The 16,788-nt window shown below is 72.0% G+C and carries 11 protein-coding genes; 5 read left to right on the top strand and 6 right to left on the bottom strand.

What is annotated here, in order from left to right:
- Nucleotides 1-283 precede the first annotated feature (283 nt).
- The 3 genes from O0S08_RS22850 to O0S08_RS22860 all read left to right on the top strand — a co-directional run bounded on the left by O0S08_RS22850 (nucleotide 284) and on the right by O0S08_RS22860 (nucleotide 3,497).
- Nucleotides 284-1,315: a hypothetical protein gene (locus tag O0S08_RS22850; protein ID WP_269041342.1), complete on the top strand. Its 1,032-nt coding sequence runs from the start codon at nucleotides 284-286 to the stop codon at nucleotides 1,313-1,315.
- Between the two features lie 675 nt (nucleotides 1,316-1,990).
- Complete coding sequence (locus O0S08_RS22855; protein ID WP_269041343.1) at nucleotides 1,991-2,971, top strand: glucokinase; 981 nt, start codon at nucleotides 1,991-1,993, stop codon at nucleotides 2,969-2,971.
- Between the two features lie 4 nt (nucleotides 2,972-2,975).
- Complete coding sequence (locus O0S08_RS22860) at nucleotides 2,976-3,497, top strand: hypothetical protein (protein ID WP_269041344.1); 522 nt, start codon at nucleotides 2,976-2,978, stop codon at nucleotides 3,495-3,497.
- A gap of 312 nt (nucleotides 3,498-3,809) precedes the next feature.
- On the opposite strand, the gene O0S08_RS22865 is transcribed toward O0S08_RS22860, so the two are convergent.
- The gene (locus O0S08_RS22865; RefSeq protein ID WP_269041345.1) at nucleotides 3,810-5,900 is read right to left on the bottom strand and encodes an ATP-dependent DNA helicase RecG; all 2,091 of its coding nucleotides are present in this window, start codon (nucleotides 5,898-5,900) and stop codon (nucleotides 3,810-3,812) included.
- Between the two features lie 41 nt (nucleotides 5,901-5,941).
- On the bottom strand, nucleotides 5,942-6,820 hold the full coding sequence (locus O0S08_RS22870; RefSeq protein ID WP_269041346.1) for an FHA domain-containing protein: 879 nt from the start codon (nucleotides 6,818-6,820) through the stop codon (nucleotides 5,942-5,944).
- Between the two features lie 201 nt (nucleotides 6,821-7,021).
- On the opposite strand from O0S08_RS22870, the gene O0S08_RS22875 reads away from it, so the two are divergent.
- Both O0S08_RS22875 and O0S08_RS22880 read left to right on the top strand, forming a co-directional pair.
- A complete protein-coding gene (locus O0S08_RS22875; protein WP_269041347.1) occupies nucleotides 7,022-8,623 on the top strand; it encodes a hypothetical protein in 1,602 nt (533 codons plus the stop codon).
- A gap of 57 nt (nucleotides 8,624-8,680) precedes the next feature.
- Nucleotides 8,681-10,885, top strand: coding sequence for a tetratricopeptide repeat protein (locus tag O0S08_RS22880; protein ID WP_269041348.1), 2,205 nt, complete (start codon nucleotides 8,681-8,683; stop codon nucleotides 10,883-10,885).
- A 237-nt stretch (nucleotides 10,886-11,122) separates the two neighbouring features.
- Here O0S08_RS22880 and O0S08_RS22885 read toward each other — a convergent pair whose 3' ends face one another.
- The 4 genes from O0S08_RS22885 to O0S08_RS22900 form a co-directional block, all read right to left on the bottom strand.
- The gene (locus O0S08_RS22885) at nucleotides 11,123-11,875 is read right to left on the bottom strand and encodes a hypothetical protein (RefSeq protein ID WP_269041349.1); all 753 of its coding nucleotides are present in this window, start codon (nucleotides 11,873-11,875) and stop codon (nucleotides 11,123-11,125) included.
- A gap of 692 nt (nucleotides 11,876-12,567) precedes the next feature.
- Complete coding sequence (locus O0S08_RS22890; RefSeq protein ID WP_269041350.1) at nucleotides 12,568-13,647, bottom strand: hypothetical protein; 1,080 nt, start codon at nucleotides 13,645-13,647, stop codon at nucleotides 12,568-12,570.
- A gap of 169 nt (nucleotides 13,648-13,816) precedes the next feature.
- Complete coding sequence (locus O0S08_RS22895; protein ID WP_269041351.1) at nucleotides 13,817-14,404, bottom strand: hypothetical protein; 588 nt, start codon at nucleotides 14,402-14,404, stop codon at nucleotides 13,817-13,819.
- A gap of 50 nt (nucleotides 14,405-14,454) precedes the next feature.
- A complete protein-coding gene (locus O0S08_RS22900; protein ID WP_269041352.1) occupies nucleotides 14,455-16,752 on the bottom strand; it encodes a Tex family protein in 2,298 nt (765 codons plus the stop codon).
- Nucleotides 16,753-16,788: the final 36 nt, after the last annotated feature.

Below are 16,788 nucleotides of genomic sequence, written 5' to 3' on the forward strand. Positions count from 1 at the left end.
CGCCGGAGTCGGCGCCGTCGCGGCGTCGGCCGCCTCACTGCGAGCTCACCTGCTCCTCGTCACTTCTGCAGACCGCCCTCCGGTCGCCCGAGGCCGCAGATCGCCGACCCGTCGCGCTCGGGGCGGTCCTCCCCTTCGGCTTCCATCCCGAGCCCGGGATCCTCACACCCGGGGTCGCGTTCGCCGCCGGACGCGCACAGGACCTTGCGCTCCGTCGATCCTGGCTCGGTCGGGCGAGCCGCCAGATCCCGTTCACGCGGGTTTGCGGTACCCTCGGCCCGTCATGAGCGCTCGCCCGGCTCCGCGCTGCCTGTCCTCGAGGACCTGGCCGATCGCGCCTGTCCTGTGCGCCCTGTTCTGTGCGACAGCCGGGGCCGAACCGCCCCCGCCGACGCCTGCCGCGCCCACGAGCGGCGGCTACTGGCTCGGCGCCCACTTGCTCGGCCCCGGCCCGGGCGTCCTCGCGGCCACCGAGGCGATGTCGCTCGGCACCTCGGTCGAGGGCGCACCGACCTCGGTGGGCGCCGTCGTCGGCCAGGTCGCCACCATTCACGACGCCATGCGGTTCGTCGCGCGCTGGGCCTTCGCGGCCGTCGTCGGGTCCGCGCGCGACCGGACCCTGCGCCAGCCGCCCGCCCCCGTGCCCGGCGGCGACCTGTTGCCGAACCACGGCGCAGTCCTGGTCGCGCTCACGGTCCAGGGCCGCAGCCCGGACGGCGGCACCCGCACCGTCCAGTGGCCCAAGGATCAGGCCGAGCTGCTGCCGCCCGATCTCTCGTGGATCCCCGCCGCGCTGGTCCCCGACCGCGCCCCGCTGTTCGCCGCCCCGGCCGCCCGGGTCCCGCCGACCGGCGAGCGCTTCGCCCTCGCGCGCCGGTCCGGCAGCCTGTTCGTGCTCGGCGCCCTCGACCGCTGCGACGACCGCTCGCCGCCGCTGCCGGGCGCTGTCGGCGAGCCGCAGCGCGTCTGCCTGCGCTGGTATCAGGTCGTCGCCCGCGACGGCGAGCGGTTCCAGGCCGGCTACCTGCCGGCCTTCCAGGTCGCCCTCGTGGACGACTGGCGCCGCGGCCAGGGCGCCCTCCCACGGGCCCAGCTGATCGCCAGCGGCACCCGCGGCGACACCGCCCAGTTCGTCCTCCTCGCCCGCGCGCGCGACAACAACCTCCACCGCCTCACCCTCGAGGCTCCGCTGGCCGGCGACGCCTTCCCCGAGGCCACCCTCAGCGTCGACGGCGACTGGGCCGAAGTCCGGTTCGCCGGCGCCGCCCCGCGCCGGATCGCCCTCGACGCGACCATGGACGCCCGCCCGCGCTGACCTGCAGGGCATGTCGCAAAGGACAGCTTGCCCTGTCCGTATCGACATGACCCGAGAGACAGACCGAAGACCCGCTCTCGCCGGCCCGTCGCTCGCAGCGAACGCCGACTCGCGCCCCTGGCTCGCCGCGAACGCGGCGCAGGCGGTCGTCGCCGGCTGCGGAGGACGTGAAGCCCGGCCCCACGCCACCGACCCGAGGGTCCAAAATAACATGCCCCAAAGGACATCCCGCTGGAGACCTGGCGCTGTCCGGCGCCTCGCGTCCCGGCGCCTTGCACCCCGCGACGGCAGTTCCAAGCGCAGCTGAGCGCGGCGCGTCTGCCAGGAACGGCAGGTCCAGGATCTGCGAACGCGGAGAGACCGGCCGGATCGCACCGACTCGTCCACCGCGACGTCGCGTTCGAGCCGGGCGAGGAGCTGCAGCTCACCAACCCTGAGGCTGGTCGCCGGCATGCTGCCGTTCCTGTTCTCGGCGACGGTCTCAGGGGCCGACGTCGTCGAAGCACCGGACCTCGGCCGCGGCGAGCTCCCCCATGCGCCTTGCTCGCAGGGTCTCGTCGCTCGTGGCGCATCGCGTCCGTACACGAAGCGGGACCCCCGTCGCGCGTCTCCGGCCCGCGTTCGCCCGGCTGGCCGCCGCTCGCGCTCGTGCTGGCGACGTGCTATCCGTGGCGCATGCGTGTCCTCGCGGGCGACATCGGCGGCACCAAGACTCTGCTCGCGGTGCTCGAGCAGCGGCCGGACGGTGGCCTCGACGTCCTCGTGCGCCAGCGCTACCCGAGCGCCGATCACCCCGGCCTGGCGCCGATCGTGCGCGACTTCCTGGCCCGCGCCGACGTCCCCGACATCACCCGCGCCGGCTTCGGCGTCGCCGGGCCGGTGGTCGATCGGCGCAGTCGGGTCACCAACCTGCCGTGGCAGATCGACGCCGACGCTCTGGCCGCCGAGCTCGGCCTGCACACGGTCGCGCTCGTCAACGACTTCGCTGCAGTCGCGCTCGGCCTGCGCGTCCTCGGCCCCGCCGACCTCGAGGTCTTGCAGGCCGGCGAGCGCGATCCGGCGGGCCCGATCGCCCTGATCGGCGCCGGCACCGGCCTCGGCGAGGCCGTGCTCCTGCCCACCCCTGCGGGCCCGCGCTTCGTCGCCAGCGAGGGCGGCCACTGCGACCTCGCCCCGCGCAACGAGCTCGAGATCGCCTTGCTCCGCTTCTTGTGGAAGCGGCACCACCGCGTCTCCTACGAGCGGATCGTGTCCGGCCCCGGCCTCGTCACCGCCTATCAGTTCGTCGTCGCCGAGGGCCTCGAACCTGAACTTTCGGACACCCGCGCGCGCATGGCCGTGGAAGACCCGGGCAGCGTCATCGGCGCTCGCGCCCTCGCCGGCGACGACCCCGCCTGCGTGCGCGCCGTCGACATCTTCGTCGACCTCTACGGCGCCGAGGCCGGCAACCTCGCGCTCAAGGTCCTGCCGACCGGCGGCCTGTTCGTCGCCGGCGGGATCGCGGGCAAGCTGTTGCCGCGGATGCGCGACGGGCGGTTCATCGCCGCCTTCGGCGACAAGGGTCGCATGAGCCCGCTGCTCCGCGGCATGCACGTCGCCGTGGTCAAGAACACCGACGTCGGCCTGCTCGGGGCGGGCCTCGCCGGTCTCGCCTGAGGCCATGTCCGCGCGCGTCGACGCCCTGGCCGCCGGCTACCGCCGCGAGGTGCTCCACCGCTGGCTCCTCACCTGGGCCGGGCGCCTGGTCTCGCTCTACCTCGCCTTCCTCTACGTCTACCTGTTGATGTTCCTCGGCCGCGACGACCCGTTCTACATCAGCCTCAACCTGGTCGCCTTCGTCGTCGGCATGTCGGGCTTCGTCACCGCCTTTTATTACGAAGTCCCCGGGATCGTGCGAGCGCTCCACAGCCCCGACCCCGCGCTCGCCGACGACGCCTGGGCGGCCATCGAGCGCCTGCGCGGCGAACTGCTGCCGCGCCTGCTGGTCGACCTCAACGTTCCGGCCGACGAGCGCCCCGAGCTGGCCCGCACCCTCGATCGCGCCGGCGTCGTCCGCCTCACCGAGGCGCGCGCGCGCGACCGCTGGCGGACGATCGGCCCGCTCTACCTCGCCGGCTTCACCGTCGCCCTCGCCGCCTACTTCTGGCTGCTCTACACCTGGGTGCCCGCGACGATCCGCTGACGGGCCGGGGGCGCCCTGGCGCTTCGCGCAGGTGCGATTCAACTTGGCCATTTGCACATGTCTTCGTGGACATGTCTATTTGTCCATGTATTAAACAGCATGTCAAAAAGAACATGCTCGAATGAACCTGACCCATGGGGCATCCTTCGTGGGGGTCGCACGTGCCAGGTACGCCCTGCCTTCGCGTAACCGCTGCCTCCCGGCCAGCGCGAGCGAACACCCTCACCCCGCGTCGCCGGCCTCGGGTCGCGCGTGCCAGGTACGCCCTGCCTTCGCGCGACCGCTGCCTCCGGCCAGCGCGAGCGAACGCCCTCAGCCCGCGTCGCCGGCCTCGGGTCGCGCGTGCCGCTCCACGCGCGCGCGCAGCTCTGCGTGCGCGGCCAGGCCCGGATCGCGCGCCAGCAGCTCGCTCGCGGCGGTGCGGGCCGCCTCGAGCAGCGCCACGCCCTCGCCGGCCAGGCCGGCCCACGCCACCCGGCCGGCCTGGCGCAGCCCGAACAGCTCGCCGGGGCCGCGTTCGGCCAGGTCGCGCTCGGCCACAGTGAACCCGTCGCTGGTGTCGGCCAGCACCTGCAGGCGGCGGGCGGCCGCGCTGCCGGCCTCCGCGCCGGTGTGCAGCAGGCACCAAGACGTCGCCGTCCCGCGGCCGATCCGCCCGCGCAGCTGGTGCAGCTGAGACAGGCCGAAGTGCTCCGCGTGCTCGATCAGCATGAACCTGGCCTCGGGGACATCCACGCCGACCTCGATCACCGTCGTCGCCACCAGCACGTCGATCGTCCCCGCGCGGAACTCGGCCATCACCGCCGCGCGGCGCTCGGGGTCGACGCGGCCGTGCACGACCTCGATGCGCTTGCCCGGCAGCAGCCCGCGCAGCTCCGCCGCCGCCTCGTCGACGTCGCTGGCCTCGCGCGCGCCGGCCTCGATCTGCGGGCACACCACGAAGCCCTGAAACATGTCCCGGCGGACATGTTCCGCCAGGCGGAAGCGGGCCCGCGCCACCGGTCCGGCCATCAGCGTCGTGTCGGGCGGGCGGCGGCCCGGCGGCGCCTCGCGCAGCGTCGACACGTCGAGCTCGCCGACCAGCGACAGCGCCAGAGTGCGTGGGATCGGCGTCGCGGTCAGCACCAGCAAGTGCGGCGCCCGGCCCTTGTCGCGCAGCAGCGCCCGCTGGCGCACGCCGAAGCGGTGCTGCTCGTCGACCACCACCAGGCCGAGGCGGGCGAACTGCACGTCCTCGGTGAGCAGCGCGTGCGTGCCGACGACCAGGTCCACCGCGCCGGCGGCGGCAGCCCGGGCCACCGCCGCGCGCTCGCTGCGGGTCATCGATCCGGTCAGCAGCGCCAGCCGGATCCCCGCCGCCGTGCACCACGGGCGCAGCGTCGCCACGTGTTGCTGCGCCAAAATCTCGGTCGGCGCCATCCAGGCCACCTGCCCGCCCGCCGCCACGATCCCCGCGCCGGCGGCGAACGCCACCAGAGTCTTGCCCGAGCCGACGTCGCCCTGAAGCAGCCGCAGCATCGGTCGCGGCCGCGTCAGGTCAGCCTCGATCTCGTCGATCGCCCCCCACTGCGCCCGCGTCGGCTCGAACGGCACGCACGCGCGCAGCTGCTCGCGGCGGGTGCCCTCGCCCGGCAGCAGCGTCACGGTCACCGGCAGCGCCTGCGCGGCCGCGCGGCGGCGGAGCAGCGCCACCTGGGCCACCAGCAGCTCCTCGAACAGCATGCGTCGGTGCGCCGGCGAGCGCCCGGCCTGCAGCGCCGCGATGTCCTCCGGCGGCAGCGCCTCGTCGGGCGCGTGCAGCAGCGTCAGCGCCGGCGCCAGCCCCATCAGATTCAGCCGCGCGCGCAGCTCGGGCGGCAGCGGGTCGACGAGCGACGGAGCGAGCCGTTCGATCGCCGCGCGACACAGCTTGGCCAGAGTCGCCTCGCCGACGCCCTCGACCTCCGGGTAGCGGACCGAGATCGCCGGGCCCGGCGCTTCGGGGTCGCGGATCTCGGGGTGGATCAGCGCCAGCTTGCCCTTCTTGCGGCTGACGCGGCCGACCAGCAGCACCCGCTTGCCGGCCTGCGCCCGCTCGGCCAGGCCGCCGACGCGGTGGAACCACTGGCACTGCAGCCCGACCTCGCGGCCGCCCTCCTCGACCACGCAGTCGAGCCCGGCGAAGAAGCGGCCGCGGAAGAACCGCTGCGAGAACTTGCGGATCGTCGCCACCACCGCGGCCTCGGCCCCGTCGGCCGCCTGCGTCAGCGGCGTGCGGTGACGACGGTCGCGGTAGCCGGTCGGCACCACGCGGGCCAGGTCGGCGAGCGTGTGCACGCCGTGGGCGGCCAGCTTGGCGGCGGTCTTGGGGCCGACGCCCGGCAGAGCGCCGAGCTCGCCGGCCTCGCTGTCGCGCGGCGGCACGATGACCGATCGTTCAGGTCGCGAGAGACAGGTCTCTCAGGTCAGGTCGCCGTGCTCGGCGGCGTGAACGTGAACCGCAGCTCGTGGTCGCACAGGAAGTACACGCTGCCGTCGTTGACCTTGTGGTTGTCGACGCGCTGGCCCTCGAACTCGATGCCGTTGGTGCTGCCGAGGTCCTTGATGAAGTAGTCGTTGCCGCGGCGGACCACCGAGGCGTGGCGGCGCGAGATGTTGGCGTCCTTGATCGCCAGGTCGGAGAACTTCTGACCGCGGCCGATCACGAACTCCTCCTTGTCGATCTCGTACCACTGGCCCTCGAACAGCACGTACAGCGGGCGCGGCTTGCTGATCGGCGCGCCGGTCGGCGGCGGCAGGCGCGAGGCCCCCGTCGGCGGGCGCGGCAGCGACGGCGCGACCTTGCCGGGGGCCGGAGCGCCGAGGGTCGGCGGGGCCGCGGGGATCGAGGCCGGGGGCGGCACGGGCGTCGACGGTGCCGTGGCCGGCTTGGGCAGGCGCGGCTGCGGCAGCGCACTCGGGGCGCGATTCTGGCTCGAGCTGATGCTCGCGGGCGGCGCTGCGGGGCCCGGCGGCGGCGAGGTCATCGGACCCGACGGCGGGGGGCGGACGCCAGGCGGGCGCGGCACCGGAGCAGCGCTCGCCAGCGGGGCCGAGGCCGGACGGGCGGGCGCGCCGGGTGGCTGTGTGGACAGCACCGACCGCGGCGGCGTGTTGGGGCCGGCCGGGGGTGCGGCCGTCATGCCCGAGCTCTCGTCCTTTTTGCCCTTGGCCGCGCCCTTGAACAGCTGCAGCAGCGCCGCCTGGACCACATCGTCTGTGGCGATCCCACGGCGTTTGGCGAGGGCCTCGACCCGGGCCCAGAGGTCATCACGACATTGGAACTGGCGCAGCGTCTTGCTCATGCACGTCCCCCACGAGGTGCTCGCCCGAATGCGCGGGCGTGGTCCTCGGTACGCCCCGGCATCCTAAGAAGTTGATGGCGCGCGGGTCAACTGCGGCCGTCGCGGTCGAATCGGGTTATCCTGCCCCCCGCGATGCGCTCTCGGCACCGGAGGCGACGATCCTCGGACGGACCACGAGTCCTCCGAAGCCTCCGTCCGCCGATGCGCAAAATCGCGCAATTCGCGGTTTGCGGCTTCATCGCCGCCTGCGTCGTCGGGGTGCCGGCGCTCGCCCGGGCCACCCCCGGCCAGGCCGAGCGCCTCGGCGGCGCCGAGCCGCAGGGCCCTGCCAGCCGCTCGTTGACGGCCCTTCACCATAACCCGGCGATGCTCGCAGGAATGAAGGGCTTTCGCTTCCAGTTCGGCGGCGCCGGCGGGCTCGATCAGCGGTGGATCCGGCGCGAGGCCGTCATGCCCGACGGCACGCCGACCGGCGAGCTCGGCCCGCGAATCAACCTCAACAACCCGACCGGCGGCTACTTCGTGGCCGGCAGCCTCTACTTCGAGCCGTTCGCCGTCGGGATCGGCGCCTACGATCTCGGCAGCGAGATCCACTACAGCAGCGACGATCGCCTGCGCTGGCACCTCGCCCCCGAGGAAGACGGACGGCCGCCGCTCTTTTGCCGGCGCGACGATCCCAACTGCAAGCTAAACGGCGGGGCCGCCACCCAGCGCACCGACATCACCATCGCCGTCGCCTGGAACATCCTCGCCAGCCTGCGGATCGGCATCGGCGTCCACCTGCCGCGCCTGCGCCAGCGCTTCTCCTACGACAACAGCACCGTCCTGTCCGAGCACCGCGACGACGGTCCGCGCTGCAACCGGGTCGAGAACCCGCTGTGCGCCGAGCGGCTCGGCTTCAACGGGCGCACGCGATGGTTGCCGGACCGCGACGACAGGCCGGCCGGCTTCGATGTCGCGCTCACCTTCGGCCTCGCCTTCGACCTCAGCGATCGCGTCACCGTGGGCCTGCGCTACCGCACGCGTCCGCTGGTGCGCGGCGGCGAACTGACGCTGGCCGGCGACGCGCTGGTGTGCCGCCCCGACACCACCGAGGGCACCGACTCCGACGTCCTGCCGTGCAGCGTCGCCAGCCCGATCGACGCCACCGTCACCCAGCGAGTGAGCCGCGAGGCCGCGCTCGGGGCCGCCTTCGTCCTCGATCGCGGCCGGTTCTGGCACATCGACACCAACCTCTACTGGATGGACCTCTGCAACGACATCGTCGGCCGCGGTGCCGGCGTGCGAACCTGCGCCGACCCGGGCAGCCAGCACATCAGCCTGGTCGGCCTCGACCGCAACAGCGTGCTCTTGCCCGAGAGCACGCGCTACCGCGGCCACCAGGACCTGTTCGGCTTCGACATCTACACCACCTACCAGGCCCGCTCGAACCTCGCGGCGGTGGTGGGCGGGCACTTCTCCTCGCCGGTGGTCCGCAGGTCCGCGCGCGAGGCCGGCAACAACGACGGCTGGCGCGCGGGCATCACCGTCGGCCTGCCGCTCCGGGTCGGCTCGAGCAACCTGCAGATCGTCCCGGGCTACGGCTTCGACCTCTACTTGCCGACCAGCACCGGTCGGCCTGGCGACTTCGATCCGGCGGCCGCGACCCGCTTCGCCGCGAGCGGGGGCGACATCAACAGCGACGACGCCGCGCTCGTGCTCGCGGGTCGCGGGCGCCCCAGCAACGCCGGCCGCTACACCGGCGCGGTGCACACCTTCATGCTGACCCTGCGGTGGGCCGAGCGCACGCCCGGCCGCGAATAGCGCCTCACGCGCGCACGCGGGTGGCCGCTGGACGAGGGTCTGCGTACACTCAACATCGTGCGCCTCTCTCTGTCCGGCATCTCGCCTCTCACGGGCTGGCTCGTGCTCGTGCTCGCCGCCGCCCCGTTGTTGCCCGCCTGCGCCCGGACCCCGCGCGGCGAGCTTCAGGCGCCCGAGGCGCCCAAGTCGATCCCCGACCTCGACCACTTCGCCCTCGCGCTCAACCAGTTCGCGCTGCTGCCCGAGAACAGCTCCACCCGCGCCGATTACCGGCGGGTCCTGCTCGACTTCCTGGTCCGCTACATCGAAAAGACGCTCGACGACGACCGCCCCGAGGAGGCGGTCGAGGCGCTGCAGTTCGCGGCCGGCTTGTGGCGACCGAGCGAGCTCCGCGGCCCCCGCCAGATCGAGCCGGGCCTGTGCGCCGCGGCCCACCGGGTCTACGTCGCCGCCGCGCGCCGCGGCAACGAGTCGCCGGCGCTGTTCGCCGCCGCCATCGAGCAGCAGTTCGGCGCCGACGACGTGCGCAAGCGGGCCATCGCCAGCTGGACCGAGATCGAGGGCTGGGTGGTGCGCAACAGCCCGTTCTCCGACGAGCCGGTGCTGCGCCACGAGGAGCTCGAGGAGTCGCTCGAGGAGATCGCCGCCGACTTCCCGGCCCCGTTCGTGGTCCAGCGCCTGACCGACCTCTACGTCGCCCGCTACGAGGCCGCGATCGAGGTCGCCAGCAGCAGCGAGAACCTCGAGCTCGGGCTCGCGGCGCGCCACCGGGCCGAGGTCACCGGCTACCTCGTCACCCGCCTCTACCTGCGCGCCGACGACTTCGACGGCGCCGGTCAGGCGCTGGCCCGCGTCGAGCTCGACATGCCGACGCGCAAGCTGATGGAGTACCTCGACGGCGCGCGCAACGCCAAGAAGAGCGCGCGCCCGCTGCTCGAGCTGGCGCGTCAGTTCCTACCTGACGATGAGGACATGTCCGAAAGGATCCCCCCGGCCTTCCTCACCCAGGGCTGGGGCATCGTCGAGAACCTGTCGCGGCGGGCCGTCCAGCGCTTCCCCGACGATCCGTTCGCCCACCTGCTGCTGGCCCGCGCGCTGCGCAAGCAGGGCCTCGTCGACGCCGCGATCGCCCACCTGCGCCGCACCGTCGAGCTCAAGGAGGACATCTTCGACGCCTGGCAGGACCTGGCCTCGATGCAGCAGACCAGCCTCGAGCGGATCTCCGCGATCGACCTCGACGCCGCGCTGGCGCGCATGCCCCAGCTCGAGAAGTTCCACGCCCGCGCGGTCGAGCTGTGGCGCGACCGGCCGATCCGCCCCGGCCTGGCCGAGGCGCAGTACACCCTCGCCGAGGCGCTCTACGAGCAAGGCAGCGTCGATCGGGCCAAGGACCTGCTGCAGCGCAGCGTCCGCGGCGAGCCGCAGCCGGCGGCGCTCGACCTGCTCGGCACCATCGAGTTCAAGGACGGCAAGGTCGCCGAGGCCCGCCGCCACTACGAGACCTTGCTCGGCCTGCCGTTCGACAACCAGCTGCTGCGCCTGCGCTGGGAGACCCAGGGCCGCGCGCAGCTGGCCGCGATCGCCCGCCGCGAGGGCAAGGAGGCCGAGGCCAAGCAGGAGATGCAGACGGCGCTGCGCCAGCTCAACAAGCTGATCGCGTTCCCCAGCATCCCGCCGGGCGAGCGGGCCTCGCGGCTCATCGATCGCGGCAAGCTGCTGTTCCACCTCGGCGACGTCGAGCAGGCGGTGGCCGACTTCCGCCAGGCCCGCGACACCGCCGACGGCCGCGCCGAGGCGTACGCCGAGCCGATGATCTTCCTCGTCAGCCACGGCTACTACGAGGAGGCGCTGGCGATCTTCCGCGCCGCGGCGCCGCGCGAGGACCTGCGCGGCAGCCTCAAGCTGTACTTCGCGCTGTGGCTGCACGAGATGGCGCTGCGGCAGAACCGGGTGCAGGACCCGGGGGTGCTGGCGTTCCTCGAGGCCTACAAGGGCGAGCGCTGGCCGACCCGCCTGGCCGAGCACGCGCAGGGCAAGCTGAGCTTCGACGACCTGCTGCGCGGCGCGTCCGACTCCGGCGAGCGCGCGGAGGCCTACTTCTACGAGGGCCTCCGCCGCTGGCGCAGCGGCAACACGGCCGGCGCGAAGGATCTGATGCGCAAGGTCCTCGACACCCGCCGCATGGCCTTCTTCGAGTACGACATGGCCCAGAGCTACCTCGAGTGGGACGACCTGCCGGCCAAGGCCCGCGCGCCTCGCTGAGCTGACGCCGGGGACATGTCCCCGGGGACATCTCGGCTGCGAGGGCTTGCCCCTGGTCGGAGAGGCATGTGAGCAGGCGCAGGCTGACGCGGGTTGTTCCCGATGCTCGGAGAAAGCGCGGGCGCCCCTGCCGGTCACGCTTGCATCGGGGCGAAGGCGCGGACCGTCCTGGTCGTCGAGAGGGCCCCGGCGCACGCACGGGCGAAGACGCGGGGCCGCGATGAGAGCGGACGCGGCTCAGAACGAGCAGGAGATCGTGACCGCCTCTTCGACGCGGTGCTTCACCCCGGCCTCGTCGTACTCGAGCGCCAGAGTGTAGAACTCGTCGCAGTGATCACAGGCGCTGTGGGCCATGCCGGGCAGCTTCGCCATCTCCACGCTGACGTAGTCGCCGGCGGCGAGCGGCGGGCTTTCGAGCGGCGAGACCTTGATCGGCTCGATCATCGGCGGGTCGGCGTCTTCGAGCGACAGAGAGGCCGCGGTGAGCACCACCGAGGTGTCGTTCGGGTTGCCCGTGTTGTCGAACTCGACGTACCAGGTGCCCTGGACCGGATCCGGCTCGATCTCCGGCATGCAGTTGGCGAACAGGTAGGCGTCGACGATGGCGATGAAGAGCGGCGAAGTCCCCTCGGTGTCGCCGGTCGTGTCCGTCGTCTCGCCGGTCGTGTCGACCGCCGTCGTCTCCCCGGTCGTGTCGACCGCCGTCGTCTCGGTCGTGGTGCCCTCGCCGGTCGTGTCGACCGCCGTCGTCGCGTCCGTCGTCGCGCTGGTCGTCGTCTCTCCGGTCGACGTGTCCGCCTCGCTCGCGCTGTCGGTGCCGGCCGTTGGCTCGTCGGCGGTCGTCGGCTCGCTCGTCGTCGCGTCGGTCGCCGCCGTCGTGGTCGTGGTGTCGGCGGCCGTCGAGTCCGTGACGGTCGTGGCCGTGGTGTCGCCGGTCTCGCCGCAGGCAACCAGCGAAGTCAGCAAGAAGGTCAAGGTCATGCGTCGCATCGGCGGCCGTGTAGCGCGGCGTAGCGGCCGTCGCAAGCCCGACCGTGACATCGGCGCCGCGTCGGGCCTCTCCTGCCGACTCGCCCCGCTCGCGCTGGCGCGCCCGAGTGATACCGCCCCTCGCGGCGAACCCGCGACGCGCCCACACCGCGACAATATTCCCTTTCAGACATGTCCAAAAAGACTTGTACGAAATCGTCACGATGCGAAGAGCCGGTGCGAGTCTCGTCGGTACCGAAGTGCGGCGCCATCGCTGGCAAGTGCGTCCTGCCGCCGCGACAGGCAGAGCGTCGTCGGTCGCAAGCGCCTCGTGTCGCGGCCACGAGCCACCGTCGTCGGTCGCAATCGCCTCCTCTCGCAGCCGCGAGCGGTGCTTCGCTGGTCGCAAGCGCCTCCTGTCGCCGCGAGCGGGACCTCGTCGGTCGCAATCGGCCCGTGTCGCGGCCACGAACGGGGCGTCTTCAGTCGCAAGCCCCTTGTCGGCCACGAGCGCAGGTGCCGCCTGAAGTCCCGCGCCTCCGCCGACACGACGGGCCTGTTCCCCACCAGGAGCTCGCGCCTCCGCCGACACGGCGGGCCTGTTCCCCACCAGAAGGCAGCGAGACGCTCTCTCGAGAAAGCGCCGCGGCCCTGCTCCGAAGAACAGGGCCGCGAAAACATGGCCATTCAGATAGGCGCCGCGCGCCCGGGCTTCACTTGGTCGGGGTCTTGCCCTCGATGATGTTGCCCTTCTCGTCGTAGGAGACATCGGAGGTGCCGAGCACGTCACCGACAGTGTCGGTGAACTTGTCGTCGCCCTTGATGTTGGGCAGGCGCTCGCCGATGCCGGCCTCCTGCACACCGTCGATGACCGCGACCACGACGACGCCGTGGACCTCCGTCATGTCGAACGAGCGGACCTTCTCGTTCTTCTCACCGGTCCACTCGTTGTAGCGGAGCAGCACGGCGGCGGTCTTCGGGTCCTGCTTGACCTTCGCGGCCGGGTTGACGCCGAACCACTTCTTGAAGGAGCCGTCGACCACGCCCTGGTAGTCCTTGTCCGGCCACTTCTCCTTGTTGAACGCGTAGACGATCTTCCACAGCTGGCCGTCCTTGAAGAAGTAGAACTTGCGCAGCTTCGAGCCTTCCTTGACCCAGATCATCTCCTCGTTGTTGTCGTCGGCGAACTCGTACTGGATGAGCGAGACGCCCCACTTGTGTTTGGTCGACGACGCGAACTTGATGTGACCCTTCTTGAGCTCGTTGATCTGATCGTTCCGCTCCTTGCGGATCCGATCCTGGTCCATCGGGTTCTTGGTCTCCTTCAGCTGGTCGTCGAAGTACTTGTTGATCGACTCACCCAGCTTGGCGAGCACCTGATCCGGGCTCATGCCCCACTCGAAGCCCTTGATCAGCGAGTTCACGCCGATCGACGCGCTGAGCTTCGGGTTGCTGTCGACCATCTCACAGGTGGTCTCCTTCTTCTTCGCCTTGCCCTTGCCGACTGTCTTGGTCTTGCAGACCTCCTTGACCTCCGGCTTCTTGACCTTCGCGTCTTCCTTGGCGACGGCGGCGTCCATGTCGGTGGTCGCGGGCGCGGCCTCGCCTTCGCCCTCGCTCGAGCTCGGCCCGGCGGCGACCATGCTCTCCTCGTTGTCCTCGCTCACCCCCTTCTTCTTCGGGGTCTCCTCGGCGACCTCCTCGGGTGCCGTCGACTCCTCCTGCTTCTTGCATCCGGCGTCGGCGACCACGAACAGGCCAAAAGCCGCGGCGATGAACAACGAGCGCTTCAACATTCTGCCTCCTGGGGAACCGGAAGCTATCACAAAGCGCGCCGATGCGTCACTGACGCGCACCGGCGGGCCCGCACACGCGTGTGGGCGAACTCGCCCTGACGCCCCATACCACCGGGGACGGCGTCGGGACCGCCCGGGGCGCGCTCGCAGGGCCGAACCGGCGCGCTCAAGGTTCGAGCTGAAAGCTGAACCCGAGCTGCGGCTTGCCGTCGACCTCGTGCGCGTAGATCTCCAGCTTCGCGCGGCTCTTCAACACGTCGAGCATCGCCCGACATGCCCCGTAGAACACGCAGAGGAAGCCGCGGCTGTGCAAGATCTCCGGGACCAGGTCGTGGCTGCGCAGCTTGAGCCCCGTCGCGTCGTCGATGACTTCAAGCGTCCCGCACGCCTGACTCGACAGCAGCCACGCCCGCGGCGCCGTCTTCACCAGCCCCGACATTGCCGACTTGCCGAGGCCGAAGCCGGCGAGCATCGTCAACGGCTTCAGGATCCCGTGGTCGTAGCTGTCGCGCATGAGGTCGGTCCAGAACCCACGCGCGGCCTCCTCGCCGAGCACCTCGAGGATCGCGTCGCACAGCGCGACCACCGTCGCCACCGGCACCCAGTCGAGGCTGGCGGCGTCGCGGATGACCGCCAGTCGCTCGCTGCCGACGCGCTCACGGATCCCGCTGCCCTTGCCCTCCGGGTAGGCGCGCAGGCGCTTGAGCGCCAGCTTGGAGTAGTGAGCGCGGATAGCGGGCGTCTCGTCGGGCATGGCGCGAGCACCTCATCATACCGGGCCCGCAGACCGATTGCTCGCCGCGATCAGGGCTTGCGCAGCCGCGCAAACGGTTGATTGCTGAAGCTCTGCTGGCGCCCCGGCGGCTCCGAGGGCTTCGGACCCCGCCCCTTGTTCATCGGCGTGCGTTCCTGCACCTTGGGCTGGGCCCCGGGTCCGCGCGGCGCGTCGCTCTTGGCGGTCAACGCGATGCGCTTTCGCTCGAGATCGACCTCGAGCACCCGCACCTTCAAGCGGTCGCCGGCCTTCACGACCTCGTGCGGGTCCTTCACGAAGCGGTCCGCCAGCTGCGAGATGTGGACGAGCCCGTCCTGATGGACGCCGACGTCGACGAAGGCCCCGAACGCGGTGACGTTGGTGACCACGCCCTCGAGCGTCATGCCGACCTTGAGGTCGTTCATGGTCGTCACGTCGGCGCGGAACTTCGGCGGGTCGAAGCGATCGCGCGGGTCTCGACCCGGCTTGCCGAGCTCGGCGACGATGTCGCGCAGGGTCGGCTCGCCGACCGTCTCGGTGGCGTAGCGCGCCACCGGGATCTTGGCCGCCAACCCTGCGTCGCCGACCAGCTTCGCCAGCGGCACGCCGAGGTCGGCCGCGATCGCCTCGACCAGCGGGTAGCGCTCGGGGTGCACCGCCGACGCGTCGAGCGGGTGCTCGCCGCCGCGGATCCGCAGGAAGCCCGCCGCCTGCTCGAAGGTCTTGGGCCCGAGGCCGGGCACCGTCAGCAGCGCCTGGCGGCTGGCGAAGGCGCCGTGGCGAGCTCGGTGTTCGACCACGCTCTTGGCCACCGTCGGCCGCAACCCGGCCACGCGGGAGAGCAGCGGCGCGCTCGCGGTGTTGAGGTCGACGCCGACGCCGTTGACGCAGCTCTCGACCACCTGGTCGAGCTTCTTGGCCAGCAGCGGCTGGAACACGTCGTGCTGGTACTGACCGACGCCGATCGCCTTCGGATCGATCTTCACCAGCTCGGCCAGCGGGTCCTGCAACCTGCGCGCGATCGAGACCGCGCCGCGGATCGTCACGTCGAGGTCGGGCAGCTCCTCGCGCGCGACCTCGGAGGCGCTGTAGACGCTCGCGCCGGCCTCGCTGACGGGCACGACGAGGATGTCCTTGAGGTCAGCCGAGGCCAGCGCCGCGCGCACGAACGCCTCGGCCTCGCGCCCGCCGGTGCCGTTGCCGACGGCGATCGCGTCGGGCTTGTGCGCGCGGACGAAGGCGATCAGATCCTGCTCGGCGCGCGTCGCCGCGGCCGCGCCCTGGCTGGTATAAAGTGTCGTTTGGGCCAGGTAGGTCCCGGTCTCGTCGAGCGCCGCGCACTTGCAGCCGGTGCGCAGGCCGGGGTCGACGCCGATGACGCGCCGCCCGCCGAACGGGGCCGCCAGCAGCAGCGCGCGCAGGTTGTCGCCGAACACCTGCACCGCCTCGCGATCGGCCTTCATCTTCAGCTCGATGCGCACATCGGTCTCGATCGTCGGCGCCAGCAGGCGCACGAACGCGTCGCGCACCGCGGTCACCATCTCCGCGTGGAACGGGGTGCCCGCGCGCGCCTTGGCCAGCGCCTCGATCCGCGGGGTCATGGAGTCGACGCCGACGCCGATCTTCACCCGCAGCACGCCCTCCTGCTCGCCGCGACGGACGGCCAGGAACCGGTGCGACGGCATGTTCGCGGCCGGCTCCTCGTGCTCGTAGTACTGCTCGAACTTGGTCGGCTGCCCGGCCTTGTCGGCCATCACCTCGGAGCGCACGGTGCCCTCCTTGGCGAACACCTCGCGGACCATCGCCCGCACCTCGGGCGACTCGGCCACGACCTCGGCGACGATGTCGCGCGCCCCTGCCAGCGCGCTCTTGACGTCGGGCACCTCGAGCTCGGCCTTGACGAACTTGACCGCCTCGGCCTGCGGCTCGCCGTCGTCCGGCTGGGCGAGGATCCGATCGGCGAGCGGCTGCAGGCCGCGCTCGCGCGCCACCATGGCCTTCGTGCGCCGCTTGGGCTTGAACGGCAGGTACAGGTCCTCGAGCGCGGCCTTGGTGTCGCAGGCGAGGATCTTGGCCCGCAGCTCGTCGGTCAGGAGCCCCTGCGCAGCGATGGTGTCGAGCACGGCGCGCCGGCGATCCTCGAGCTCGAGCACGTAGGTGCGGCGCTCCTCGATGGCCCGGATCTGGACCTCGTCGAGCCCGCCGGTGGCCTCCTTGCGGTAGCGGGCGATGAACGGCACGGTCGCGCCCTCGGCGAGCAGACGGACCACCGCGGCGACGCCCCGCTCGGGGAGCTGCAGGTCGCGGGCGAGCACGGGGACGGGATCGAAGTCGGCCGGGGTGGTCATCGCGGGCGGGGAAGCTGGCACACGGAGCAGGTCGAT

This window comes from Nannocystis punicea (assembly GCF_026965555.1).
Taxonomy (GTDB): domain Bacteria; phylum Myxococcota_A; class Polyangia; order Nannocystales; family Nannocystaceae; genus Nannocystis; species Nannocystis punicea.